Here is a 24,722-nt window from a genome sequence, read left to right on the forward strand (position 1 = left end):
GGAGCATATGGGTGTTCGTAGTTTTTCTTAGCGGCTTGCCCGCTTAGAAAAACAGAACGGGACCCCATTTCTGCGACTGAGAGGCATCCCCCCGAACGCCGCCAGACCTCGCGCGCTTACAGAGTGTAACAAAAGCGGCAGGTAACAAACAGTAGTGGGCGAGAGGGGACTCGAACCCCCACGTCAAAGACACAGGAACCTAAATCCTGCGCGTCTACCAATTCCGCCACTCGCCCGGGCGCCTATACAGTGTAGCGGATTTCAAGCTAAATCCGTGAGCGTGATGTCCGCTAGTCGCGGGGTCGGCAAATCCTCGCCGGAATCAGGGGGAGCCGGTGTCGCTTTCTTGGCGGCATCAATCAAATCTTCCAGCGGTTTCGCGTTGCGAATCCAGCCTTCGGGCGAGGGCCATTCGGCTTGTGGACCGGGCGGTTCCGAACCTGCCGCTACCTTCGCCAGCAGAGCGTTGCGCGCAAAACACCACTTGGCCCGGGCAAAATCATCCAAGCCGCGCGAATCCAAAATATCCACAATCGGCGGCAACATCCGCACGCAGTTCGCGTAAGCCTGGGGCGAGGAGAACTGCCAAGTCGGGTAAACCCACTTCCGATCCAGAGTCCGGAACCCCAACAGGCGCCCGTCCCGCACTGCTTTCATAATCGCTTGGCGGGACACTCCCAGCCAGTCGCAAACAGTACCGGTCCGACAAACGGGCCCCACCAGACTATTGAGCGACATCGGCGCCGCCAGGAAAGCTTGGGCAAAGCGCGCCAGCCGATGCATATTTTCCCGGCTGGCATCGGCGTAAGCGCGTGGGCGAGCCAATAGCATCGTGCGGATGGTCTCTAAAAATTGTTCCTCTTCGTCGGTAAGTTCTCTCCGCACCGCTTCGCCTTTCGGTCAGAATAAGTAAACAAGTTTGTCTGATAGCGTCACTGCTACCACCAAGACTATCAAAAGCAAGATAATCGCGGTAATAAGCCAGCGTTGCGCCACCCAAACGCGGGCGAACCCGGTGTCGGGAAACAGCCAGCCGAGCCGCATCAGCGCCGCTCCGAGCTGCACCCACAGGATGATTGTGCACATCCAGACGATAAAACAGAACGGGCACAACTTCGTGAACTCAAAAATGGATTGGTGCAGGAAAAATACAATCAACGCCAGCGCTGCGGTCAGTCCCGCCTCGATCAGCACCACCAGCCAGCGTGGCACCCTCCCGCCGAACCAAGCCATGAACACGCCTGCCAAACCGGCGAACAAACCGACTCCGACCAGTGCGTTAGGGATGCCAAACAGCAGGTGAGCCTGCCAGGTCGTCAGCGAAGCGGAGCAGCCAATCAGCGGATTCAAATCGCATCCGAGATGCGCCGTGGGCTGTTTCAGCGTCTGGATTTCGGACAGCACCAGTTCCGCGCTCGCCGCCATCGCGATGACCGCCAGCACGATTAGCAGCACGAGGGTGGGGATGCTGGGCCGGGTTGCGCAAGCGTCCGGGGTTTCCGTATCGGCCGTTTCTGCTGGGTTCACAAGGGAGGTCGCGCTGGCCACCTCTGCCGGGTTCGCCGCCACGTCCGGCGCGGGCGTTGGCGCTGGGCTCGGCGAGTGTGAGGAATCCGGGGCCGTCGCGTCATCGGGTTCTTGCTTCATGAGGATTATTCTAACTTTTTTGTCCGCTCACCGAACCCAGTGTTCCCAAATAGCGCTGAAACGAGGCAACCACCACGACGGCCGCAGCGCAGCTCAGAAAAATCGTCGCAGCACACCCCACCCGGAACCGCCATAAAAACACCGAGACCCCCGCAACGTACTTGTGCGCCCGAACCCAACGAACTCGTTACGGGTTTAGCCGACAAACCCACCGAAATCCGGCCCGAGCCGCTTACCTAGTTCAGTTTGTCACGAGCGGTAGAATCCTGTAAACTAAACTTTCGTTGCCCCGGTAGCTCAGTCGGCAGAGCGTCTCCATGGTAAGGAGAAGGTCCAGAGTTCGATTCTCTGCCGGGGCTCGCTTCACGCTTGACGGTTCGCGCCGCTGAGCAGCGAGGCGGGGTAGCTCAGTTGGTGAGAGCGCACGACTCATAATCGTGAGGTCGAGGGTTCGAATCCCTCCCCCGCTACGAACCCGAAACGGGTAACCGCAGGGGATAAGCGATTAGAAAGAAGTAAAACAGTGGCTGCAAAATCGAAAGACATTCGCCCGAAGATTACGTTGGCGTGCTCTGAATGCAAGGAGCGCAACTACATCACCAAGAAGAACCGGCGCAACACCCCGGATCGCTTGGAGCTGAACAAGTACTGCCCGCGCTGCAAGAAGTCCACGTCGCATAAGGAAACCCGCTAAGCGGTTTTTCACAAGCTTCCCGGCGTCGCCGTTACGGTGACGCCGGTTTTTCGTGTCTCGCGAGCGGGGTCACAAGCCCGGGTGGTGGTTTTCGGGGTTTGCGAACGTGGGGTGTGGCTATTTGGGGATTAGACCGGGGTTGGTGGTTATATATGTCAGCTACCCCGATTTAATCTCGGATTTCGGTCGCTTTGGGGATGTGCTGAGGTCCAGGGCAGGGAGGCTCGGAGGTGAGTCGCTTGGTGCTGATTCAATCTAGGTTCGGGGAGCCGCAGATAGGCTTAGGGCGCCAGACAGAGGTTAAGAAAGTTGGGGGGCGGCCGCAGCCGCCCCCCAAACTAAGAGAAACCTAACCGAGCAAGGTATCCAGAGAAATCAGCACAGCGTCAGAAATGACACCCTTGCCGCCGATGCCCTTGAAGTCCTTGACAGCCGACTTCTTCGCCTTCTTGACGTACTCAGAGGTCACCAGAGGAGCTGTTTCCTTGCTGACCAGGACCACGGGACCTTGCAGCTTAGCCTTGTTGTCCAAGTAGCCGGCTACGGAAGCGTCCGCGAAAGCGGTGCCGTTAGCGCCGTAAACAAACTTTGCGTCCTTGCCACCGGGGTAGGCAGCTTCAGCGATAAGCGCAGCAGTCTCGAAACGAGTATTTCCGCCGATGCGCATTTCCTTGGCGCTGGCTGCGTACTTGTCAATAGCTGCCTGGGTCGGGCCGTCTTTCTTAGCCTTGTCAGCGGCGGTTAGAGCAGCCTGAACCTTCTTGAGTTCTACTGTGGATTCAGCCTTTTGCACATCTGTCAGCTTGGGGTCGGCTTGATTCTTTGCGTCAATCGCCGCTTGACCCAAGAAGGTCATGGCATCCGTGGTGTCCTTGGCAGCCGCGAGGGCATCAGCCTGAGTGCCCGGTGCGCCGGCCCCGTCAACAGAGAAAATCTTTTCCGTACCGGCATCGCTGGCGATATCGCTGGGCAGAACCTTCGGGAAGGTGGTCTCTACAGCAGCTTTCTTAGCAGCATCTAAGCTAGCCTTGGTCGCAAATGCCTCGAGGTCAGTGCCCTTGTCGACCGTGTACCAACCCTCTAGGGCCATGTGAGCCTGCCGTGAAGCTTTCTCAAGGTCGGCCTTTGCCATGGCTGTGGCTTCCGTAGCATCGCCCTTGCCAAGCTTCGCCGCGGCACTCAGCTCCGATGCGGTCACGGCAGACTTACCGCCCAGAGCCACGACCTCCTTGGGCTGCAAACGCTTAATTTCGGCAGCGGTAGAGGCGGGCAAAGTGCCGGAGCCGTTGGTCAGCAAGATTGGACCCTTGTCAGGCATCTGACCCCCCACCAAGGCATCAACCAAAGTCATGCCATTAGCTAGGTAGACCTTAGAGCCATCGTTATCCGTCGGGTGCAGCCGCTTAGAAATGGCAACTGCCGTGTCGTAGCGGGTAGCCCCGCTGACGCGCTCAAAAGTGATGTCTCCAGAAACTGCCTTGGCGGCCTCGTCACTGACTCCAGCAACACCGCCAAGAACCACCACGTGCTTGGTTTTCAGCTCCGCAATGGTCGCTTTGACCAGGGCTTTCACTCCATCGTTATTGTTGAGCAAGAGAACCGGGCCGCCGGGCAGTTTGCCGCCAGCCACCGCGTCAACCTGTTCGTCGCCGCGAGCCAAGTACACCGTATCGGCAGTGCCGAAAGCCTTGGCCACCTGAATCGCAGTCTCGTACCGGTTGTCTCCGGCGTAACGTTGCGCGTCAGCCGCCACCGCGCTCATCGGCACGGTCATAGCCAGGGCAGCCGCTGCCGCCCCGAAAGTCAAAACAGACTTCTTCATGTTTGTGTTTCCTAACTTGTTGGGTGGATGAATTCCAAACTCATCCTATTGATAACTTCTGAATCTCGCAGGGCATAGTACAGTGCCTACGCCCCTAATACGTCTCAGAAGAGCGGATTCTTACAGACACAATTAACTATATCATACGCGTATTTTAGAAACTGCCATCCGGCTGCAGTGGGTTAGACTTAAACGGTGAGTGAAGAAACGACGAAAGACGAAAACCTGGCGGCCAGCGAGACGGAAATCCGCGCCACCTTGAAAGCTGCTCAGGAAACCTCGAAAGCGATTGAAGCCGACATCGCGGCGGGAAACGTTGGAAAGTACCGCATTCTGACGGGCGACCGGCCCACCGGATTCCTGCACATCGGGCACTATTTCGGCACCTTGAAAACGCGGGTGGACCTGCAGAACCTGGGCATCGACACGACTGTGCTCATCGCGGACTACCAGGTCATCACCGATCGGGACAACCTCGGCAACGTGCGCGAATACGTGTTGAACCTGGTGGCGGATTACCTAGCGGCGGGGATTGACCCCGAAAAATCCACGATTTTCTGCCATTCTCAGATTCCGGCCATTCACGAAATGCTGGTCATTTTCCTGTCCCTGGTAACCGAGGCGGAGCTGCACCGCAACCCGACGGTGAAAGCCGAGCTGGAAGCCGCCGAGCGTCCCATGTCCGGGCTGCTGTTGACATACCCGGTGCATCAGGCCGCGGACATCCTGTGTGCCAAGGCGAACCTGGTGCCGGTGGGTCAGGATCAGCTGCCGCACCTGGAGCAAACCCGCGTGGTCGCCAAGCGGTTCAACAAACGTTACCCGCAGCGCGACCCCAAGACTGGCAAAAAGACCGGGCGCGGCGTGTTGCCGATGGCGCAGGGCCTGCTGGGGCAGGGCGCGATGATCCTCGGCACCGATGGCCAAAAGATGAGCAAGTCGCGGCACAACACGGTGGAGCTGCGCGCCAGCGAGGACGACACCGCAAAAATCCTGAAAAAGGCCGTGACCGATTCCGACCGTCAAATCACTTATGACCCCGTCCACCGTCCCGAAGTGTCGAACCTGCTGCTCGTTGCCTCGCTGTGTACCGGGCGGACGCCCGAGGATATCGCCGCGGAAATCGGTGCGGGCGGCGGTGGGGCGCTGAAAGCCCTGGTGACCGAGGCGCTGAACGAACACTTGCGCCCGCTGCGTCAGCGCCGCGCCGAACTGATGCGCGACGAAGGCTACCTGTGGAGCGTGTTGGCGCGCGGCAACGAAAAAGTCCGCGACGAATCCAGCGATGTGCTGCGTGAAATGAAGACCGCTATGGGAATGAACTACGGGGTCTGATGGAACCGGACGACAAGAAGCCAGAGGACTTGATTCGGCGCCGCGACCATGCCCAGGCCGTGGCCGACCGGATGGTGGAACGCGCCCTGTGGATTATCAACCTGGACAACCAGGATGCGTCGGTGAGCCCGGAAACCCGCGATGAGCTGGTCGATGAGACGACGGATATGCTGCTGGAATGGGCTTATGAGGTCGGGGAAGATTCTTTCCGGGCCGGCGAGTTCAAAGGGCGTTCCGGGGCGGCGGGGGAGAACAAGCCCTATCCGTCCTCGCCCGCGAAAGCTAATCCGCAGCGGTTGGGGCGCCGCGACTATCTGTTAGACGAGTAGGCGCGTTCACAAGCGCGGGTCGCCAGCGCGTTCGGAGGTTTATTCACAAGGGCGGGTCACGAGTGCGTCCGGAGGCTCGCCGGGTTTGTCGCCACCACACCGCAGGTCACGCCGGTTTTGCGGTACGTCCACTAGCGCGGGTCGCGAGCGCGTCCGGCGGCTCGGTCGGTCACGTCACCAGCGACCCGACCTCACTTGTGCGCTAACTCTGATAGTGCGCGTTTGCGTCAGTTCGCCCGCCGCACAAGTCCGGACATCGCCACAGTAGCGTACGACACCGCAACACCGCAGGTCACGTCGACCTTACGCGACGAACCCCGACGCAACGAACCCCGACGCAACGCCCTAGTGCCGTTGGATCTTGCGCAAGGTGTTCAGCAAATCGATTTTCTCGTCCCCGGAGGGGTTGTCCGGCACTTCGGCAAAGAAAATCCGCATCGAGAACGGCGCCATTTTTGACCTCATGCCGCGCACCGTCACGGGCAGCTCGGAAATGACTTCGGCCAGACGAATCCCGGAACCGGGAGTGACCCCGACTTCCTCGGCGAACAGCGCGACCGGGTCGTTCGTCTCTTGGTGCCGTTCAGAGGGAACAGCGGAGTTCAAACCGGTCAACAGCTGCAACTTTTCCGCCGCGCCGCCTTCACGGGCACTCGGATCGGGCCAGGTGGAATCCCACACCAGCCTAAACACGCGGGAACGTGCCGGCGGGGGATTAATCTGGACTTCATCCTTGGTTCCGTTAATCATGACCAGCAAATCCACGTCGTCCCAGGGCGCCCCGGAACGCAGCATCTGGAGCACGCGGTTGCCCGGATCGTGCCAGGCGCCAGGGGTCAAATGTTCGCCTTCGCGGTTGTACCACGAGAGGTCCTGGAGTTTATCGCCGGCTTGCGGCATCCCGGAGGCAAACGCGTCGGGACGCATAACCGGGTGTTCGGCGCGCAGATGCAGCAGGTAGCGGGCAGTTTCAAACAGTCCCTTTTGCCAGGGTTGCCATTGCCAGTCCAGCCAGGAAATCGGCCCGTCCTGACAGTAGGCGTTATTATTGCCGTTCTGTGAGTTCCCGAATTCGTCCCCGGCCAAAATCATGGGAGTGCCGGAACTAATCGCCAGGGTTCCCCACAAGTTCCGCAAGGTTTTCAGCCGATTCAAGGCAACTTTGACCATCTGGGTTTGGTTCAGCGGGTCGCCGTGGAAAGGGGTCGTAGGATTCATGCGGCTAAACCGAGGGGAGAAGCCTTCACCGGACTGCGGGTCGGGAGCGTTTTCCGCGGCAGCGCCGGGCAAGTCTTCGTCCCCAAGTTCTTTACCGCTCAGCACGTGGCCCTCGTGGCCGTGGTTCCACGAATTATTGTTGTTCGTCCCGTCCCGGTTGCCTTCCAGGTTGGCTTCGTTGTGCTTGTGATCAAAAGTCACCAGGTCGGCCAGGGTGAAGCCGTCGTGGGCGGCCACAAAGTTGATGGACGCTCCCGGACCGCGGTTATATTCAGCGATGTTGGAACCGTACAGGTCAGCCGACCCGGAGACGCGGGTAGCGAGCTCGTGCGGGCCATGCGCGTGACGCCCGTGGGACAGGGCCGCTGCGTCGGTGAGCCAAAAACCCCTGACGCCGTCGCGGTAGCGGTCATTCCAGTCCGCAAAAGGCGAGGGGAAGTTCCCGGTTTGCCACCCGTTCGGACCCATGTCCCACGGCTCGGCGATGAGCTTGCAGCCAGCCAGAACCGGGTCGGTCGCCATGCCCACGAAAGAGGGATGACGAATGGCGAACTGTTCCCGGTTGCGCCCCAAAGTCACCCCCAAGTCGAAACGGAAACCGTCCACCCCGACTTCTCCGGCCCAATACCGTAGGGAATCCAGCAGCAGCGCCACCGCCTCGGTAGACGTGAAATCGACCGTGTTGCCACACCCGGTAAAGTCCACCATCTGGTTGGGATAGCCGTGATTCCAGAGGTAGTAGCATTGCGGATCCAAGCCACGCAAGCTGAGGGACGGCCCCAGGGTGCCGCCTTCGGCGGTGTGGTTATAAACCACGTCCAACAGGACCTCGATACCGGCTTGGTGCAGCAGCGAAACCATGCCGCGGACCTCGTCCAAGACGGCCTGCGGGCCGCGACGCTGGGCGGCTTCGGTTGCGTAGGTCGGCTCGGGGGCGAAATAGCTCAAAGTCGAGTAGCCCCAATAGTTGCTCAGGTTACGTTCCGCCAGGAACGGTTCGGGCATCTTGGCGTGAATCGGCAGCAGCTCAATGGCGGTCACGCCCAGATTTTTCAGGTAATCAATGGTGACTGGGTTCGCCAAACCGGCATAGGTGCCCTGCAATTCCGGGGGAATCCCGGGCAGTTGCCGGGTCAAACCTTTGACGTGCGCTTCGTAAATGACGGTGCGTCGCCACGAGGTGCGCGGCCGATCCGCAACCGGGAAAGAATGCGTGTTTACCACGACCGACAGTGCGTTATAGTCCGCGGAATCCAGCGGATCCATAGTGAGTTCGCGGGTCACGGGCTTCAGTTCGGCATCGACCTGATGGGCGTAAAGCTGCGGGCTGAGGACGGGGGGCTGCGTAATCGCTTTCGCGTAGGGGTCGAGCAGGACCTTTTGCGGGTTAAAAAACACTCCCGCGTCAGGATTCCACGGCCCGTAAGCCCGATAACCGTACACTTGACCGGGGCGTACGCCGCGAATGTTGCCGTGCCAAATCCCGCGGAACGGACCGCGCAGCCGAATCCGGCGTTCGGACTGGTAGTGCCCGTTCTCGTCCGGGGAGTCGAACAGGCACACCTCTACCGCCGTGGCCTGGTGAGAATAGACGGAAAAGGCGACCCCTGATTCTGTAATCGTGGGTCCCAAGTGGTGAGGGTCGAGTTTTGGTTCCTCCGCGACCACGTCAGTGGGGGCAAAAGCCGGTGTCATCCCCTTCTTCTCGACAGTCATAGACTCGACATTACCGGGAAAATGTCTCGCGCGGGGGGCTTTATGAGCTTCGCCTAAGTTGTGGCGGGTAATTCTGGCTTTTTTCGGCCCCGAGTTTTCCGCGTTCGCCCGATTTCAGTCACTGGCGTTTTTCATAAATAATGTGCGGGGTCACAAGGGCGTTGCGGCGGTGGTGATGGTCGCTTGGGCGATGACGCGGTCCCCCTGGGGGCTTTCCTGGTAGAGCACCAGGGATTGGCCCGGCGCCACTCCGGTGACCTCATCGGCGGGCTGCAGCCCCACCCGCAGTTCGGTTCCGCCGTCCGTGGCTTTCAGGCACACGTCCCGCGGGGCGACGGGTTTGCCGTGGGCGCGGAACTGGATAGTCAACCCGGCCGGGTCCAACTCGCCCTCACCAGTTGCGCTGAGCCCCAGGCTGGTGGGGTCCACCAGCCAGTTCACCGTCGGTCCGGCGTGAATTTCCGTGACTGTGAGTGCCTGGCGGGGAGCCACAAACACCGTGTTCGTCTCCGGATCCGTGCCCGCCACGTAACGGGGAGCACCGTCCTCGTGAGGTCGAGGAATGTGCAGGCCGCGGCGCTGTCCGACCGTGTATTGGAAAGCGCCGTCATGCGAGCCCACCACCGCCCCGTCCTCGTCCACAATCGGACCGGGCGCCACCCCGATGCAACCGCGTAAAAAGCCGCGCGTGTCCCTGTCAGGGATGAAACAGATGTCGAAAGAATCCCGCTTGCCCGCCACCGGAATCCCCAGCGCCTGAGCCTCAGCGCGGGTGGCGGCCTTGTCCGTGACGTCCCCCAGCGGGAACACGGCTCGTGCCAGCGCCGCGGCTCGCGCCCCCGCCAACACGTAACTTTGGTCCTTGCCCATCGCCGACCCGCGCAGCAAGGCAAAGTCCGGAAACGCGCCGTTCGCACCGGTCTGGGGAACACCCGACGGAATCAACCCCGCCTGACCGGGACGCCACAGCCGGGCGTAGTGGCCGGTCGCGACATAATCGAAACCCTCCCGCAGGGCGCGTTCGATGACGTAGCCGAACTTGATGAAACGGTTGCAATGCACGCAGGGGTTCGGGGTTAAACCGTCGCGATAAGCCTGCACAAACGAATCCATCACGACCCGGTTGAAACGCTCGGCCAAGTCCCACACCTGCAGCTCGACCCCCAAGAAATCCGCGACCCGATGCGCGTCAGCCAGGGCGTCGACCGGCTCGGCGGAAGTGGCAGGCCGCGACCACGGACGGGAGGGGGACTCCAACTGCATAAAGAACCCCGAAACCTCGTGACCGGCCGCTTGCAGGCGCGCGGTCGCCACGGCCGAATCCACACCGCCGGATAATCCCACTAAAATTTTCGCCAAGTTATTCCTCCTCAGTGACCTCACATTCTACCGTTTCCCTTTAGCCGGCTCTCGCCGGGCCCGAAACCTCGGGAAGATGCCTATCTGAAAGGGAAAAATCATGGAGAATCTGTTACACACCGACCCAAGCGCCGACTTCGAACCGCGCACTTTCGCCGATTTTGGCCGGATTTGGTTGGAAAGCCGGGTCGATTTAAAACCGACCACCCGGGCTTGTTACCGGTCGATGCTAAACACGGTCAACCTGGAATTTGGGGGTCAGCCCCCGAAACAGGTCAGTTATCTGCAGGTCGTTTCCTGGGTCGCAAAGCTCGCGGAACAGGGCGTTAGCCCCACTGGCGTGCGGCAGGCCTATCAAATCGTGGGGCAGGTGCTGGCGTTGGCTAACCGTTTGGGGGCCATCGAGAGCAACGCGGCGGCCGGGGTGCCGCTGCCGACGGTGTGCCGGGTCGGACGTCACCGCTATTTGACTGTGCTGCAGCTGGAATCCCTGGCGTTAGAGATTGGGTGGTGGCGGTTGAGCCGCGAACCCTCGGGGGTCATTTTTCCCGGTGCTTCGGGGCAAATGTTTTTGCGCAAGAAGGGTCGTGGCGGGTATCTGACTCGGCGCAAGACCCGGGCGGGGGCGATTGATGTGGGGTTTGCTTCGCTGTCTCGGTCGCGCGGTGGGCAGAGCCCCGCGCTGGGCGGTAACCGGCTGGAAATTTTGGTGCGTTTGCTGGGGTACACCGGGTTGCGTATCGGGGAAGCCCTGGCGTTGACCCCTGCTGCGGTTGACCTGGAACGCCGCGTGATCCGGATTGAACGCGCGGTGTCGGAGGTGTCGGGGCGCCAAGTGTTCGGCACTCCCAAGAACGGTCGCACCAGAGTCGTGCCGATTCCGGATTTCTTGCGCCGGGACTTGCGGGTGTTGACTCGGGCGGCGTGTGGAGGTGACGATTTCCTGTTTGCCACAAAACACGGCACCCCGCTGCGAGCGTCCAACCTGCGCCTGCACTTCGACATGGCGGCGTTGGCGGTCGGACAGGGCGGGCTGCACATTCACGACCTGCGCCACACCGCAGCCACTTTGGCAGTCTCGGCCGGAGCGAACGTGAAAGCGGTGCAGCGCATGCTGGGGCATTCCTCGGCTTCGTTGACTCTCGATGTCTATGCGGACTTGTTTGAACCGGATCTCGGTGATGTGGCCGGGGCACTGAGCCGAATGCGGCAAACGACCCTGCGTCGGGCCGCCGCCTAGTGCGAACGAGTTATGCACACGGCCTGTGGAAAAAATGTGGATTGCGGAAATGTAAACAGAAAAGTGCAGGTAAAGTCCAGGTTAATAAAAGGGTGAAAAAATGGCGTAATATCAGGAAAAAATCGGCGAAAGCCCAGTTCAGCGCGGTGACGGTGGCGAGGTATTTGTTAATACAAACAGATTCGCGATTTCCCCGATAAACTCGGCAAAACTGTCCCCAGCGCTTGTGGATAACCTGTGGAAACCGTGCGAACGGGACGGACTTTCGTCCCGTTTCCGCTCGCCGGTTTTGATAGGCTGGGCTTATGAGCGAAATTTTGGCAGGAACCAGCGGACTACCCGACGATCAGCCGGCGACCGGCGGGCCTGACGAAACGACTGCCTGCAGCCCAGAGTGCCGGCCCCACAGCACTCGTGAAGAGTACAATCGTGTCGTCTTCCTGGCACGCGTGGTGCTGGGATTCACGGTGGTGGCGGCGGTGACGCTGACAGTCATTGCCCTTACAGCACACCGGGACTATCCCGCTATCGTAGTCAGTATCGTGATGGTGGCGGCGGCTGCGTTCTATTACATCAGGACGACCCGCGCGGTGAAGCGGGATCTCGATAGCGACCCTGAACTGCGGGAATAGGTTTATTTAGCGGCCGCGGCCGACCTCGAACCAACCGGCCGGACCCGACGAAAACGGTGCACCGCCCTTGTGAAAAGTGCAAGAATGGGGACATGAGTAAAAATCGTGTTTCTGCGCGCCTTGCCGCCATTGCCCCGTCCGCGACCCTCGCCGTCGATAGTAAAGCTAAAGAACTGAAAGCTGCCGGAAAGCCGGTCATCGGCTTCGGTGCTGGTGAACCGGATTTCCCGACCCCCGATTACATCGTGGAAGCCGCCGTGGCGGCCTGTAAAGACCCCGCGAACCACCACTACACCCAAGGCAAAGGGATGCTGGTCACCCGCGAAGCCATCGCCGCCAAGACCTTGCGCGACTCCGGCTACGAAATCGACCCGAACAACGTCATCGTCACCAACGGCGGGAAACAATCCGTGTTCCAGTCTTTTGCCGCCACCGTCGATCCCGGCGACGAAGTGCTGTTGCCCGCACCCTATTGGACCACCTACCCCGAGGCGATTCGCCTGGCCGGCGGCACTCCGGTGGAAGTTTTCGCCGGTGCTGACCGGGACTACAAAGTCACGCCCGAGGACCTGGAGGCGAAACGCACGGAGCGAACCAAAGTCCTGCTGATGTGCTCGCCGTCCAACCCGACCGGCACGGTCTACACTCCCGAGGAACTGACCGCCATCGGCCAGTGGGCTGTGGAAAAGGGCGTGTGGGTCATCAGCGATGAAATCTATGAACACCTGCTCTATGACGATGCTAAGCCCGCCCACATTCTGAAACTGGTTCCGGAACTGGCGGACACCTGCGTCATTGTCAACGGCGTGGCGAAGTCCTACGCCATGACCGGGTGGCGTCTGGGCTGGATGCACGGCCCGACTGACGTCATCAAGGCTGCCACGAACCTCCAATCTCACCTGACTTCCAACGTGTGCAACATCGCCCAGCGGGCCGCCATCGCGGCGTTGAACGGGCCGTTGGATGCGGTGGAACAGATGCGTCAAGCCTTTGACAAGCGTCGTCAGACTATCGTGCGGATGCTGCGCGAAATTGACGGCTTGCAGGTGCCCGTGCCGCGCGGTGCGTTCTATGTGTATCCCGATGTCACGGGGTTGTTTGGGCGTAGCTTGGACGGGGAGCGTATCGAGTCCTCCTCCCAGCTGGCGGCCATGATTTTGGACAAGGCCGAGGTCGCGGTGGTTCCCGGTGAAGCCTTCGGTCCCAGCGGTTTCATCCGTATGTCCTACGCCCTGTCCGACGCTGACCTGGTCGAAGGGGTGGGCCGGGTGCAGGATTTGCTGGCGAAAGTGAAGTAGTTTTTTGGATTTCACCGGGGGTGGCGCGTGGGTGCGTTGCCCCCGGTGAGATTTATGTGTCTGAGGCGCCATGGGCGCGCTTGAAAGTTAGGGCGGCTTTGCTTTATCATTGAGGACGCTGCGTTTTTCGCTTCCGCCCGGCGGGGTGAGCGCAAAACTAGGGAAGTGGCGCAATTGGTAGCGCAACGGTCTCCAAAACCGTAGGTTGCAGGTTCGAGTCCTGTCTTCCCTGCCACTTGGCTCAAACAGTTTCCAACGTTTTCGGGAGTGCCTGTGAACAGAAGCCGACCCAGTACCGCCCTGTTCCTGATGATGTTCCTGGCGGGGATTGTCGCGCTGGTCGCTGTCGCGGCGGGTCTCAGAACGGTGAGCCAAAACCCCACGCCGGCACCATCTACCCAGGCCGCGACCCGTACTGCTGCGTCAGCTGCGCCAACCACCGTAACCGTGGCGATGACCGGGGACATTTTGAGTCACAGCTGGGTCACGGCCGCGTCTCGAGAGGCGGACGGGAAATATCACCTAGAGAAACTGCTGGCAGAGGTGAAACCCTACCTGGAACGCGCCGACCTGGCCTTGTGCCATCAAGAAATTCCCTACGGAAAACCCGGACAAGACCCTCACGGCTACCCCGTTTTCAACGCCCCGATGGATTGGGCGAACGGCCTGGTCCAGGTCGGTTATGACGGCTGTTCCACGGCGTCAAACCACAGTTGGGACCAGGAAACCGAGGGCATCACCCACACTTTGGAAGTGCTGCAAAACGCCGGGTTGGGAACCGCCGGAACCCGCGCGAATGCCGAGCAAACCCCTTGGCAAATGTATGAAATCCGTAAGGGAGGCCGCACCGTACACGTGGCGCACCTGTCGTTTACGTACGGGCTGAATTTTGAATCCGTGCCGGAAGTGGATCGCCACCCTTACCTGGTGGAAATCAACGATGTGGAGCAAATCATCGACTATGCCCGGCAAGCGCGCCAGGCCGGGGCGGACATTGTGATTGTCAGCCCTCACGGCGGCAGCGAATACGTTTATGAACCTCAGCCCCAACAGCGGCAATGGGCGCAGGCTCTGGCGCAATCCGGGGCCGTTGACGCCTATGTTGGTCACCACGCCCACGTTCCCCAGCCGATTACGCTCACGCCAGGGGGAGTGAACGGCGCCGGCATGTGGACGTATTTCGGTACCGGAAACCTGCTGACCAGCCAAACCCCCGAGATGGGAATCGGCACCCAGATTGAGTCGATCGCGTGGCTGATCTTTGATATCTCCGGGCCGGCGAAACACCCGCGGGTCACTCTCAGTAATGCCGCGTGGGTGCCGGTGGTGCTGGATCGCAGCCGACTTCACGCGGTTCCTGTTCACGATTTCGATGACGGGACCTTCCCGGCCGGCTCGCGTCTCGATGCCGCCACCGTCCAGCGCTACCATGAGGAACTGGTGAAAGTGATGGGAACTGAGGCGATAGAACTGAAGTCCCCGCCTCCGGCCCCGGCTGACCCCGCTGTCGTGACGGTTTTGCCGCGTTAGACGCCGGGCCGTCCTCGGACAGCTCCGTACACGAGCCTCACACGAGCGGCGTACCAGCCGCGTACCGGCCGCGTACCGGCCGCGTACCAGCCGCGCACGATTGGCTTTAGGTACGGTTTTCTACTATGATTTGACACATCCCCCCGTTAATTTGTTTAGGGTGAAGTGTGCCCGCGGCGGGGAAAGAATTGCCTACAGGAGGAACACATAATGGCAGAAACCGAAGGTGCCATTCAGCCGGTGAAGAAAGCCGAGCCGACCCCTAGCGCTAATCAAGATCTTGGCTTTTTTGCGCGTATCATGCAGTTTTTCCGCCAAGTCGTGGATGAGATGAAAAAGGTCGTCTATCCCACCAGCGAAGAACTGTGGCGCTACTTCTTGGTCGTGATTGTTTTCGTGGCAATCATCATGACCGCGGTCGGATTGATGGATCTGGGCTTCGGAGCCCTCACCGACCTCATCTTTAGCTAGACCTGTTTGGTCTTTTCAACACCATTGCCCCACGAGGAATATCAGTAATGTCAGACGAAAACGAATTGCAAGAAAACGCTGTTGTGGCCGAGGAAGCCCAGCCGGAACCGAACCAGGCCGCCGAGTCCGGCCAGCCCGCCGAGGACGCTTCTGCGGCTGAACAGAACCTAGAGGAAGTCCCCGCCAACGTGAACCCCGAAACTGGTGAAATCATCGAGGACACCGGGGAAACCGAGGACGCCGGGGAAACCGAAACGGAGGAACTCGACCCGAAGCAGGCCCTCGAAGTCGAGCTGCGCGCCCTGCCGGGCCGGTGGTACGTGGTACACACGTACTCTTCCTACGAAAAGCGCGTGAAACAGAACATCGAACAGCGCGTGGCGAATAATCCCGGCATGGAAGATTACGTCTACCAGGTCGAGATTCCGATGGAAGAACACGTCGAAGTCAAGGCCAAGAGCCGCAAGGTCGTGCAGCGTCCGCGCATTCCAGGCTACGTTTTGGTGCGCATGGACATGGATGAGAACTCGTGGCGTTTGGTGAAAGACACCCCGGCCGTGACTGGTTTCGTCGGCAACCAGCAAGATCCGGTGCCGCTGACGTTGGCGGAAGTGGTCAATATGCTGGCTCCGACCGCCAAGGAGGCCGCGAAAGTGGCGGTGGAAGACGGTCAGGTCGAGATTTCACAAGCGACGCAGCGGACTGCTCCGGTGGCGGCCGATTTCGAGGTGGGCCAGTCGGTGACTATTACCTCCGGTCCGTTCGAGACGCTTTCTGCGACGATTGCCGAGGTCAATGCCGAAACTCAGAAGCTGACCGTGTTGGTCACTATCTTCGAGCGCGAGACCCCGGTGGAGTTGAACTTCAACCAGGTCACCAAAATCGACTAATTTTTGAGGCTTGGCGGCGGGTGCGGGACTTCCATCCTGCGCCCGCCGTGCTTTTAAAGCGTTTTTCCGGGGGCAGCTGACCGGTTTGGTGTTAAGACCGAGCAAGAAGTCGTGGGCATGGTTAAGGAAGTTTGTCGCAAACGCGCCACCGAACACGCTACAGCCGCGCCACGAAATCATCATTTGAGAGATGGGGAAAAATAGGGTGCAAATGGGAGATTTTGTTGGAATAGCAACGTTTTGAGTGGTACGCCATCAGGGACTCGAACCCTGAACCCACTGATTAAGAGTCAGTTGCTCTGCCAATTGAGCTAATGGCGCTTGGCGCTTTTGGCGCGGTTAACTATGCTAACGCTCTGGGCGGGGATTCACAAATTGAATGTGCCCCAACCCAGGGTTTAGCTAGCGCGGATTCGGTGCGCTGCCGCCAGTCCGCTATCTAACGCAGCCCGACTATCCCAGGGATTCCAAAGATTCGGGGACGTTCGCGCCAAAGCCCAGTTCAATCAGGGCGCCGCGCAGTTTGTCGCAGCTGGCTTTGATGGCATCCGGGGAGCCCGCCGCTTTGGCATCGGGATGCAGCACCCGCATGGAATCGGTCGGAATGACATGAATATGCAGGTGGGGGACATCGAAACCGGCGACAACAATCATGGCGCGCGACACGTTGAATGCATCGCGCCCGGCTTGCCCAATAATCTGAGCGACTTGAGACAGGTGCGCAATCAAGGCCGGGTCGGCGTCCAGATAGTTGTCGACTTCCTCACGCGGCACCACCAGCATATGGCCGTCGCTGCGCGGTTCAATGGTGGCGAAAACGACGCACTGCTCATCTTGCCAGACGAAGTTTCCGGGGATTTCGCCGTTGATAATTTTCGTAAATACGCTGGCCATAAGGTTTTCCTTTCGCTTGCAGAAGTCCGGTCGGGCGGATTTTGTGTTGAGTGAGCGCATCAGGTGGGGGCGGATAGCCCTCCCGGTGCAGCTCCGCTTTTATAGTAGGGGAATTTTTGTCTCTCGGGAGGCATGTAGAGTTAAAGCGTGGCAACAAAGAAGAATGCTCAGAGAGGCTCCCGGGCTGGTTTCGAGCCGTGGTCCCGCGCAACGCTGGCTCCGGTGGTGCTGCTGCTGGGCAAACAACGGGTTTTCGCCCAGCGCGCCATAGCCAGCCTGCGCGCTGCGGCCCTAGACGCGGCAGAAAAAGCCGGGGCGATGGAACCCCCGGAAATCACCGAGGTCAACGCCCGGACTTATGAATCATCCCGCTTGAGCCAACTGACTTCCCCCTCCCTCTTTGGGGGGATGCCGCTGGTCATCGTTTCCGGACTGGAACAGGCCAACGACGAGTTGCTCCAGGATTTAGAAGCCTACCTGGTACACCCTTCCTCGGACGCCTACCTGGTGCTGTGGCATGTGGGGGGCAACCGCGGGAAAAAGGTCTTGGACCTGTGTAAAAAGGGTGCCGCGAAGGTCTATGCCTGCGATGAGCTGCGCTGGCCGGAGGAGAAAGCAAAGTTCCTCCAGGCTGAGGCTGGCCGGCTGGGCCGTCCCATCAGCCAAGACGCGGTAGCGGCGCTGGTGGCGGCGCTGGGTGACGAATTCGAGGAACTGCTCGCCGTGACGACCCAGCTGTTGCAAACAGTGGGGGATCCCGCGCAGCCGTTGAGTCTGGCTGAGGTCGATCAGTACCTGCAAGGGCGGGTGGAGGCGACCGGGTTTAATGTCGCCGACGCGGCCGTGACCGGCAATGTCGGCGAAGCGTTGCGCCTGTTACGCCACGCTTTAGCCACCGGGGTGGCGCCGGTGTTGATTGTTTCGGCGACGGCCACGAAAATCCGCCAGATTTTGACCTCGTTTTCTCCCCAACTGCCCCCCGCGGTCGCGCAGATGGACCTGGTGGATCCGCCTAAACCCCTGTTTGGGCGTATTGCCCAGGGAATTCATGCCGTTGCGCCGCGCTGGGACGACGAGCGGCTGGGCTTAGCCATCCTGGCGGTAGCCCGCGCGGACGAAGCGGTAAAAGGGGCTTCACGGGATCCCGAATACGCCCTGGAAGCCATGGTTTTGGACGTGTGCCGATACGCCAGCGGCGTGCGCGAGCCAGTTGGGAGGCCACCCACGCGAAACTGAGCGCAACAATCAACAGGCCGGTCACGCCCGCCACTGGGTTTTCTAACCAATCGACTTCCGCTCCCGGTCGACTGGCAAAGAACCTGGCCACGCCGGCAATCCACGCGGCAGCCCACCCGGTGACGTGCGCCGCGCCCTGTTCCAATAACCCCACCGGCACCGCAAAAACGGGAGCCGACCCGGCCGTAAGCCCCGCCAAGGCCGCTAGTGCGACCAGCCCCAGACCGCCCACGGTCACTATGGAGGACACCGCTCCGGTCAACAAGTTCGCCGGTAGAGAGTAAACCGGCAGTTTGCCGCGCATGACCAGCATTAGCGGTGCGCAAGCCAGCTGCGCGCTGAGGGAAACAGCCAGCGGCAGAGCAATCAGGCGCGGCAGAAACCGCGCGCACCAGGCCGCCAGGTATGGCCCGCCGGTTACGATGGCGCCGGTCGCCACTACCGACAGGGCAAAGCCCCAGGAATTGGCTTGGAACGGCTGCACCAGCAGCATTCCGATGATGGCCGCGGACAGGGAGGACACCGAGCGGGACGGACGGGCTATCCCCAGCCCTACCAGCGTCAACGCCCCCATTGCCGCCGCGCGGGTGACGGAGGCGGAGCCCTCCAGCATAGCTAGGAAAATTCCCACAATCCCCGCTGCCACTACGACTTGCACCCCGCGGCGTTTCCGGGCAGTCAGTCCCAGCGCCAGAGCTAACAGGACGCTGAGGTGCATTCCAGACACGGCAGTCAGGTGTGATAAGCCTGCGACCTGCATAGATTCGCGGTCCAGGGGGTCTTGGACGGCGGTCAGCCCCAAGCTCATCGCCATAATCATTCCCGCCGTCGATTCCGAAAGTCCCGCCGTGGCCTCGCTTAGGCGCTGTCGCACTGCATTGACAAACACAAAATGCCCGGTCGGAGGCCCGATAATTTCAGGAGCGGTCGGAGATTTCGCGTACCCCAGGTACTGGGTGGACAGGTCCCGACTGGCCAGGCCGGTGCGCAGACGTACCCACGAACCGAGGGGGATACCGTCCCAGCCTGCCCCCTTGACCTGCAATAGGGCGCGGGTGGGGTAGGTTGAGCCGTGCCAAGTCAGGCGGGTCGCTCTCAAGTCAACGCGGTAACTGTCCCTCCAACTCAGTTTCGGAGTGGAGATGACCTGGGCTTTCACGTCAAAACGGGCGGTCGAGTGAGTGCCAATTACGGCCAGAGCATCACGCGAATCGAGTTCCAGGCGCAGCGCCAGCGTCCCAAAAACGACGGCAATGACCAGGGCGGTAATCAGCAGCGTGGCCAGCCCGGAGCCGCGTGGAAACAGGCGGTGGCGCCGCCTGGTGGGTGTTTCCGTGGCGCGTTTCCCCACGCGGGCGGGCGTGACCGCGTCGGCTTTCCCCACGCGGGCGGGCATGAGCACTCCACGTCTGCCCCCACGCCCTTGTGACCGGTGCAACCACCCCAACACACTCGCCGCTACAGCTGCGACCAGGGCAAACCCAACGCTCACCGCTAGTGCGACGCGCTCCCCGCGGCTTCCCGCCGCCAACAGCGCCACCCACAGGCTCACCGCCGGAATCGCCAGGCGCAAATCCAGCGGGGCGGGGCGATAGTCCCGGTCGGTCCGCAGCCGCCGGACAATCAGCGCGGTTTCGTCCTGTGCGGTCATCACAAATCCTCACACGCACACGTGGTCGCGCAGGCGTTCCATCAGTGCCGGACCAATACCGCTAACTTCGTCGAGCTGATCCACCGAGGTGAAACGTCCGTTGGACTCGCGGTAATCCACAATGCGTTGCGCCAGGGCGGGGCCGATGCCGGAAAGGGTCTGCAAAGCGCCCAGGTCCGCGGTGTTCAGGTTAACTTTTCCGCTATCATTTCCCGCTGACTTGGTGCCCGAGCCCGGTGCGCTGCCCGGGTTTCCGCCCGCGCTCGGTGGGGGAGTTTCCCCAGGCCGGACGACATAGATCATTTCGCCATCCGTGAGCGGTCGAGCCAGGTTCAGGGTACTCAAATCCGCTTCGGGCAAGGCTCCGCCCGCCGCCTCCAAAGCGTCGGCCACTCGAGACGGGTCGGCTAGGTGAACCACTCCGGGGCGGCTCACCGCTCCGGCCACGTGAACTACGACTTCGGTCCCGTTCGCGCCGGGAAGAAACAGGTGCGGTGCGGCGCCCGGCGAGGGTGAAGCACCGTCCTTGCCCGTCGCGGTACTACCGGACTTCCCCTCAGCCGCGGCTAGGGCGGCACCCGGACCTGCGGAACCGCCCGTTTTGGAATCCGGTTTTCCTGTGGCGTCCCCGGATAGCACCCCGTCGGGAGGTGGCGTGGGCGGGGCGGCAAACACCTGCCAACCCACCACCAAAAGCCCGCTCACCAGCATAAATGCTGCGATTAGAGTCGCTACTCGCGGACTGGGCGCCAGGCGTAAACGCTGCTCACGCTCGGCTACGGGCCTGACCTGGAGACTGCTTTCAAATCCCTGAACCAGGTCTTCGGCCCGTCCCGCCAGGGCGCCGCGAGGCGGCGGGTTCCCATCCGCACCAAGCTCAGGGGGAGGCCCGGGGCGACGCGCGGTGCGGTAATCCGGCTCAGCATCGTCCAGATAGCCTACCCCCGCGGCTCTGGCCCGCTCAAACACGCCGGCGGTGAGCCGGTCACGGTCCGTTTGTCCAAACTTATTTAGCATCCAGGCTGCCTCCTCTGTCGTGCCGGGAACTTTGCGACCCTCGCTTGTGAAACTAATCGCGACCCGCCGTGGCGGAAAGTCGAAAATGATTTACCTGTGGAAAACCCAGAATTGCCCTCCCTTGTGGAAAACTTCTTGAAAGGCAGTTTTTCGTTGCTATCGCTGGGATAAACTTAAGCAGTGAGAAAACAGAAACCGGATTTAAGCGATTCTGCAACCGCGGCGCGCCAGCCCCGCTTGGTCGAACGCATCATTGGCGCCATCATTCTGGCCCTGGCGGTGGTGGTTTTGGTGACCGCCACGATGCAGTGGTTTGGTGACACCGCCCGAATTCGCAACCAGGCGGAAGTGAAAAAAATCACCACGGTTGCCCCGTTGAAAGAGGCCTGGACCCTGGCCATGCCCGCGAAAATGAAAGATCCGCGCTCGGTGCAGGTGTGGGGCTACGCCGATTCCCAAGACTCTTTGGCGGCCCAGGACGCGGCTACCGGTGTTACCGCTAAACTGGCCGAAAACGAGCAGCTCGTGCTGGTAAAAGGCACTGACGGCAAAGCCCAAACCCAGGCTATTGCGCTCGTCGACGAAACGACCGGCACCGCCAAGTGGTCGAAAACCTACGATGACCTGCCCCTGGATTACTGCCTGAAACAACTGTGGCAAAGCTCGATTACCTGCGAGTCTGATGCCGCGAAAAAGGTGGTGCGTATCGACCCCAGTGGCAATGTTGCGGTGGGGGATCTGCCTAATGACATTTGGGATTTAGCGACCGGCGAGCATGTTTTGGGGGCGATTTTTGACCAGTTCCTGGTGGTTCCGATAGCGGTTGGGGAAGGGAATTCGGCCGGGGCACAGGCGGTTTACGTCACCCCGGACTTTGCGTGGAAGGGAAAGTTCCCGCTCATGGTGCCGAACGCCCAGGCTGCTCAACCTTTGCTGGTGCAAACTCGGGGGTCGGCGACCTTGCTGGGGGTGACGACTTCGAATCAAGACGGGTCTAACCGGCAAAATACCTGGAGTTATTCTCAGATTATTAATACGAAAATCGGTTCTTTCGATACCTCTAAACTTGGGTCTGAGTCACAGATTTCCATGCTGGAAGCCGGATTTTTCGCCTCTGCGGATCCGCAGAGCGCCGCTGAGGTCGATTGGCAGGTTCACGGCTCCGACGGTGCCATAGTCGGGGTGGGAAAGTGCCCCTCACTAGCGGCTCAAGCTCTGCACGCCCAACTGCGTTCCGGGCTGCGGCTGGATACTGACAGTGCTATGGCAGCCTTGAAATCCGGGAAAGTTCCCGTGCTCATGCCCAACCGGACGTATTTCTTGGCGGATGGCAGCGATACTTGCGCGTCTTGGCCGGGCTGCGCGGCAAAAGCTTGGACCACCGGGGACGGTGTCATCATCAATCTGAAGGCTCCGGGAACCCCGCTGGCCTCTGACGGTTCAAAAGCCGTGTTCACCGAGGGTAACGGCGGGCTTTTGAGCTACGGGGTCGTTGACGGCAAGTTCCTGTGGGAAGGCATCGCCCCGCCCTTGAAAGATGCCGCCACCACCGGCGATACGTTTGTTTTCGGGTCTGGATTGGGTCAGCTGGCGCAGCTGGGCGACCTCAACAAGGGCAGCGCCAAGGCGGTGTTGCGCTACCTCACTCTGCCCTAGGGGCCGTTTTGAGGGCACAAGAGCGGTTGGTAGCGTGACTCGCACTGCGCGGCGTGCCGTTGCCTTACGTTCCACGCGGTCGAACGCGGAAACCTACGGTTGTCGAGGCGGCGATACGGGCTAGGGGAGCCTTTTTCTCGCCATAGTCCACCCGCGCTCGGAGTGGTTCGTTAGACTTAAACGGGAGTGAAAGCTCAGGAAAGGAACCCAACGTGGCGGCAAAAACGCAGACAAAACAGCTTGACGAAGCGACTTTGGAAGAAATCGGGCAGGCATATCAATTCGACGGACCAACCATGACCCTGGGGGCGCTCCTGACTGACGGTACCCCGCAACCCACCACCCTGGTGAACCTGCCCTTGGGAATGCTCAACCGCCACGGCCTGGTTGCGGGCGGCACCGGCACCGGGAAAACCCGCACGGTGCAGCTGTTGGCCGAAGGGTTGAGCGCCGCCGGCGTAGCCGTGTTTCTTTCGGACGTGAAAGGCGACCTGACCGGCCTTTTGAGCCCCGGTGAACCGACCGAAAAGCTGCAGCAGCGCACGCAGGAGCAGGGGCAAGACTGGGCTCCGGTCGCTTTTCCGGTGCAGCCCCTATCCCTCGGTGAAACCAGCGACACCGCGCCGGGAGCGCCGATTCGAGCCACCGTCACGGATTTTGGGCCGATTCTGCTGTCGCGCGCGCTGGAGTTGAACCAGACTCAGTCCCAATCTCTGCAGCTCATCTTTTCTTGGGCGGATCAGCGCGGCCTGGAACTGGTGGACCTGAAAGACCTGAAAGCAGTCGTGTCTTGGCTGACTGACGAGGGCAAAGCGGAGCTGAAAGACCTGGGCGGGGTGTCGACCCAAACCGCCGGGGTCATTTTGCGGGCTGTCTCAACTTTGGAGGCACAAGGCGGGGACGTGTTTTTCGGAGAGCCCGCGTTTGATCCCGCCGACTTGCTGCGCGCCGCGGACGGCCGGGGAATTATCTCGATTCTGGAGATGAACGACCTGATGAACCGGCCTGCGCTGGCCTCCGCTTTCCTGATGTGGCTGCTGGCGGCCCTTTTTGAGGGGTTGCCGGAAGTCGGGGACGCGGACCGGCCTAAGCTGGTGTTTTTCTTTGATGAGGCGCACCTGCTGTTTACCGGAGCCTCCAAAGAATTCCTGGCCTCCATCGTGCAAACCGTGAAACTCATTCGTTCCAAAGGGGTGGGGATTGTGTTCATCACCCAGACCCCGAAGGACGTTCCCGCTGACGTGTTGGGCCAGCTGGGGACCCGGATTCAACACGCCCTGCGGGCATTTACCCCCGACGATAAAAAGGCCCTGCGCGCCACCGCGGACACGTTCCCCGAATCGGCTTTTGACGTGGAAGAACTGCTGACCAGCCTAGGCACCGGCGAGGCAATCGTGACCACGCTGGATCCGAAAGGACGCCCGACCCCGAGCGCGCCGACCCGGATTTGGGCTCCGGCCTCCGTGATGGGTCCGGCCGCTCCCGAGGCGGTGGCACAAGCGGTGGCGGCGTCACCGTTGCAGGCGAAGTACGGGACTCGCGTGGAGCGGGACACCGCGTTTGAGGATTTGCAGGACGGCGTTATCGGCAACCTCGGTCAAGGCAGTCCGGCCAGCGCCAGTGCCGGCCAGGGCGCCAGCGCTGAGGGCAAACCAGCCGGCCAGGCCGATGGTGCCGCGAGCCAACCGGGGGATGCCGCCAGCGATTCCGTTTCCGCTACCGCCCAGGACGCCCACGAAAAAGCCCGGCTAGAACTGGAAGCAAAACGCTTGGAACTGCAGATACGTCAGCAAGAAGCGAAAGAAGCGGCCGCGGCTCGCAAAGACGCTGCCGCAGCAGAACGCGCAGCCCGAGCCGAGGCGAAAGCCCGCGCGAACTCGCCGTTGAACAAGGCTCTGACGTCTTTCTTGCGTTCGGCGGGGACCCAGGTAGCGCGCGAAATCACCCGCGGCGTGTTCGGTTCGCGCCGCCGCTAGGGCGCACCACGTTAGGCGACACCGGGACTTGCCGGCTACAAAACCAGGGACACGAGCTTCGGGGCGCGCACGATAACCCGTTTCGGTTCGCGCCCGTCCAGCAACTTCACC

The 24,722-nt window shown here is 60.9% G+C and carries 19 protein-coding genes, 5 tRNA genes and 1 pseudogene; 15 read left to right on the top strand and 10 right to left on the bottom strand.

From position 1 onward, the window contains the following. Nucleotides 1–155: 155 nt before the first annotated feature. The 3 genes from RDL66_RS08065 to RDL66_RS08075 all read right to left on the bottom strand — a co-directional run bounded on the left by RDL66_RS08065 (nucleotide 156) and on the right by RDL66_RS08075 (nucleotide 1,647). Nucleotides 156–236, bottom strand: a tRNA-Leu gene (locus RDL66_RS08065). Between the two features lie 25 nt (nucleotides 237–261). Continuing rightward, nucleotides 262–885 carry a hypothetical protein gene (locus RDL66_RS08070; protein WP_308536410.1) on the bottom strand — a complete coding sequence of 208 codons (624 nt, stop codon included), beginning with the start codon at nucleotides 883–885 and terminating at the stop codon, nucleotides 262–264. Between the two features lie 15 nt (nucleotides 886–900). After that, the gene (locus RDL66_RS08075; RefSeq protein WP_308536412.1) at nucleotides 901–1,647 is read right to left on the bottom strand and encodes a vitamin K epoxide reductase family protein; all 747 of its coding nucleotides are present in this window, start codon (nucleotides 1,645–1,647) and stop codon (nucleotides 901–903) included. Nucleotides 1,648–1,933: 286 nt separating this feature from the next. On the opposite strand from RDL66_RS08075, the gene RDL66_RS08080 reads away from it, so the two are divergent. The 3 genes from RDL66_RS08080 (at nucleotide 1,934) to rpmG (ending at nucleotide 2,341) form a co-directional block, all read left to right on the top strand. Then, a tRNA-Thr gene (locus RDL66_RS08080) sits at nucleotides 1,934–2,006 on the top strand. Nucleotides 2,007–2,043: 37 nt separating this feature from the next. After that, a tRNA-Met gene (locus tag RDL66_RS08085) sits at nucleotides 2,044–2,117 on the top strand. Between the two features lie 53 nt (nucleotides 2,118–2,170). Then, nucleotides 2,171–2,341, top strand: coding sequence for a 50S ribosomal protein L33 (gene rpmG, locus RDL66_RS08090; protein WP_295028487.1), 171 nt, complete (start codon nucleotides 2,171–2,173; stop codon nucleotides 2,339–2,341). Between the two features lie 349 nt (nucleotides 2,342–2,690). Here rpmG and RDL66_RS08095 read toward each other — a convergent pair whose 3' ends face one another. Next, nucleotides 2,691–4,163 (bottom strand): cell wall-binding repeat-containing protein, encoded by a 1,473-nt coding sequence (locus tag RDL66_RS08095; RefSeq protein ID WP_308536415.1) that lies wholly within the window; start codon nucleotides 4,161–4,163, stop codon nucleotides 2,691–2,693. A gap of 225 nt (nucleotides 4,164–4,388) precedes the next feature. Between RDL66_RS08095 and trpS the strand changes: the two genes are divergently transcribed. Both trpS and RDL66_RS08105 read left to right on the top strand, forming a co-directional pair. Next, complete coding sequence (gene trpS / locus RDL66_RS08100) at nucleotides 4,389–5,498, top strand: tryptophan--tRNA ligase (protein WP_374042922.1); 1,110 nt, start codon at nucleotides 4,389–4,391, stop codon at nucleotides 5,496–5,498. Then, the gene (locus RDL66_RS08105) at nucleotides 5,498–5,827 is read left to right on the top strand and encodes an isocitrate dehydrogenase (RefSeq protein WP_299294569.1); all 330 of its coding nucleotides are present in this window, start codon (nucleotides 5,498–5,500) and stop codon (nucleotides 5,825–5,827) included. The genes trpS and RDL66_RS08105 overlap by 1 nt, the downstream gene beginning before the upstream one ends. Before the next feature lie 345 nt (nucleotides 5,828–6,172). On the opposite strand, the gene RDL66_RS08110 is transcribed toward RDL66_RS08105, so the two are convergent. Together RDL66_RS08110 and mnmA are read right to left on the bottom strand one after the other, a co-directional pair. Next, entirely contained in the window at nucleotides 6,173–8,761 is a 2,589-nt protein-coding gene (locus RDL66_RS08110) for an alpha-amylase family glycosyl hydrolase (RefSeq protein ID WP_308536419.1), read from the bottom strand. A gap of 150 nt (nucleotides 8,762–8,911) precedes the next feature. Continuing rightward, nucleotides 8,912–10,135: a tRNA 2-thiouridine(34) synthase MnmA gene (gene mnmA / locus RDL66_RS08115; RefSeq protein WP_308536439.1), complete on the bottom strand. Its 1,224-nt coding sequence runs from the start codon at nucleotides 10,133–10,135 to the stop codon at nucleotides 8,912–8,914. 85 nt (nucleotides 10,136–10,220) lie between these two features. On the opposite strand from mnmA, the gene RDL66_RS08120 reads away from it, so the two are divergent. The 7 genes from RDL66_RS08120 to nusG all read left to right on the top strand — a co-directional run bounded on the left by RDL66_RS08120 (nucleotide 10,221) and on the right by nusG (nucleotide 16,181). Continuing rightward, the gene (locus RDL66_RS08120; RefSeq protein ID WP_308536421.1) at nucleotides 10,221–11,360 is read left to right on the top strand and encodes a site-specific integrase; all 1,140 of its coding nucleotides are present in this window, start codon (nucleotides 10,221–10,223) and stop codon (nucleotides 11,358–11,360) included. A gap of 305 nt (nucleotides 11,361–11,665) precedes the next feature. Beyond that, nucleotides 11,666–11,992 (top strand): hypothetical protein, encoded by a 327-nt coding sequence (locus RDL66_RS08125; protein WP_308536423.1) that lies wholly within the window; start codon nucleotides 11,666–11,668, stop codon nucleotides 11,990–11,992. Between the two features lie 92 nt (nucleotides 11,993–12,084). Then, nucleotides 12,085–13,290 (top strand): pyridoxal phosphate-dependent aminotransferase, encoded by a 1,206-nt coding sequence (locus tag RDL66_RS08130; protein WP_308536425.1) that lies wholly within the window; start codon nucleotides 12,085–12,087, stop codon nucleotides 13,288–13,290. Nucleotides 13,291–13,449: 159 nt separating this feature from the next. Beyond that, nucleotides 13,450–13,525, top strand: a tRNA-Trp gene (locus tag RDL66_RS08135). A gap of 38 nt (nucleotides 13,526–13,563) precedes the next feature. Continuing rightward, complete coding sequence (locus RDL66_RS08140) at nucleotides 13,564–14,820, top strand: CapA family protein (RefSeq protein ID WP_308536427.1); 1,257 nt, start codon at nucleotides 13,564–13,566, stop codon at nucleotides 14,818–14,820. A gap of 210 nt (nucleotides 14,821–15,030) precedes the next feature. After that, nucleotides 15,031–15,291, top strand: coding sequence for a preprotein translocase subunit SecE (gene secE / locus RDL66_RS08145; RefSeq protein WP_299294468.1), 261 nt, complete (start codon nucleotides 15,031–15,033; stop codon nucleotides 15,289–15,291). A gap of 47 nt (nucleotides 15,292–15,338) precedes the next feature. Further along, complete coding sequence (gene nusG / locus RDL66_RS08150) at nucleotides 15,339–16,181, top strand: transcription termination/antitermination protein NusG (protein ID WP_308536430.1); 843 nt, start codon at nucleotides 15,339–15,341, stop codon at nucleotides 16,179–16,181. Between the two features lie 245 nt (nucleotides 16,182–16,426). Here nusG and RDL66_RS08155 read toward each other — a convergent pair. Continuing rightward, nucleotides 16,427–16,502 (bottom strand) — tRNA-Lys (locus RDL66_RS08155). A 132-nt stretch (nucleotides 16,503–16,634) separates the two neighbouring features. Further along, nucleotides 16,635–17,075 carry an HIT family protein gene (locus RDL66_RS08160; protein ID WP_299294474.1) on the bottom strand — a complete coding sequence of 147 codons (441 nt, stop codon included), beginning with the start codon at nucleotides 17,073–17,075 and terminating at the stop codon, nucleotides 16,635–16,637. A 147-nt stretch (nucleotides 17,076–17,222) separates the two neighbouring features. Between RDL66_RS08160 and holA the strand changes: the two genes are divergently transcribed. Further along, the gene (gene holA / locus RDL66_RS08165) at nucleotides 17,223–18,311 is read left to right on the top strand and encodes a DNA polymerase III subunit delta (RefSeq protein ID WP_308536432.1); all 1,089 of its coding nucleotides are present in this window, start codon (nucleotides 17,223–17,225) and stop codon (nucleotides 18,309–18,311) included. 43 nt (nucleotides 18,312–18,354) lie between these two features. Here holA and RDL66_RS08170 read toward each other — a convergent pair. Both RDL66_RS08170 and RDL66_RS08175 read right to left on the bottom strand, forming a co-directional pair. Next, a pseudogene (locus RDL66_RS08170) lies at nucleotides 18,355–19,962 on the bottom strand (ComEC/Rec2 family competence protein); the annotation flags it as partial. A gap of 9 nt (nucleotides 19,963–19,971) precedes the next feature. Next, nucleotides 19,972–20,979, bottom strand: coding sequence for a ComEA family DNA-binding protein (locus RDL66_RS08175; protein ID WP_308536434.1), 1,008 nt, complete (start codon nucleotides 20,977–20,979; stop codon nucleotides 19,972–19,974). A gap of 180 nt (nucleotides 20,980–21,159) precedes the next feature. Here RDL66_RS08175 and RDL66_RS08180 point away from each other — a divergent pair, with 180 nt between their 5' ends. Then, the gene (locus RDL66_RS08180; protein ID WP_308536435.1) at nucleotides 21,160–22,635 is read left to right on the top strand and encodes a hypothetical protein; all 1,476 of its coding nucleotides are present in this window, start codon (nucleotides 21,160–21,162) and stop codon (nucleotides 22,633–22,635) included. A gap of 212 nt (nucleotides 22,636–22,847) precedes the next feature. Further along, nucleotides 22,848–24,611 (top strand): helicase HerA-like domain-containing protein, encoded by a 1,764-nt coding sequence (locus tag RDL66_RS08185; protein ID WP_308536437.1) that lies wholly within the window; start codon nucleotides 22,848–22,850, stop codon nucleotides 24,609–24,611. Nucleotides 24,612–24,722 lie beyond the last annotated feature (111 nt).

The organism is uncultured Mobiluncus sp. (genome assembly GCF_902488535.1).
In the GTDB taxonomy this organism is placed as follows: domain Bacteria; phylum Actinomycetota; class Actinomycetes; order Actinomycetales; family Actinomycetaceae; genus Mobiluncus.

Excerpts from the sequence above, each read along its gene's own strand:
- RDL66_RS08075 (WP_308536412.1), bottom strand. The coding sequence starts at position 1,647 with ATGAAGCAAGAACCCGATGACGCGACGGCCCCGGATTCCTCACACTCG.
- RDL66_RS08095 (WP_308536415.1), bottom strand. The coding sequence starts at position 4,163 with ATGAAGAAGTCTGTTTTGACTTTCGGGGCGGCAGCGGCTGCCCTGGCT.
- RDL66_RS08105 (WP_299294569.1), top strand. The coding sequence starts at position 5,498 with ATGGAACCGGACGACAAGAAGCCAGAGGACTTGATTCGGCGCCGCGAC.
- RDL66_RS08110 (WP_308536419.1), bottom strand. The coding sequence starts at position 8,761 with ATGACTGTCGAGAAGAAGGGGATGACACCGGCTTTTGCCCCCACTGAC.
- RDL66_RS08120 (WP_308536421.1), top strand. The coding sequence starts at position 10,221 with ATGGAGAATCTGTTACACACCGACCCAAGCGCCGACTTCGAACCGCGC.
- RDL66_RS08125 (WP_308536423.1), top strand. The coding sequence starts at position 11,666 with ATGAGCGAAATTTTGGCAGGAACCAGCGGACTACCCGACGATCAGCCG.
- RDL66_RS08130 (WP_308536425.1), top strand. The coding sequence starts at position 12,085 with ATGAGTAAAAATCGTGTTTCTGCGCGCCTTGCCGCCATTGCCCCGTCC.
- secE (WP_299294468.1), top strand. The coding sequence starts at position 15,031 with ATGGCAGAAACCGAAGGTGCCATTCAGCCGGTGAAGAAAGCCGAGCCG.
- nusG (WP_308536430.1), top strand. The coding sequence starts at position 15,339 with ATGTCAGACGAAAACGAATTGCAAGAAAACGCTGTTGTGGCCGAGGAA.
- RDL66_RS08160 (WP_299294474.1), bottom strand. The coding sequence starts at position 17,075 with ATGGCCAGCGTATTTACGAAAATTATCAACGGCGAAATCCCCGGAAAC.
- RDL66_RS08175 (WP_308536434.1), bottom strand. The coding sequence starts at position 20,979 with ATGCTAAATAAGTTTGGACAAACGGACCGTGACCGGCTCACCGCCGGC.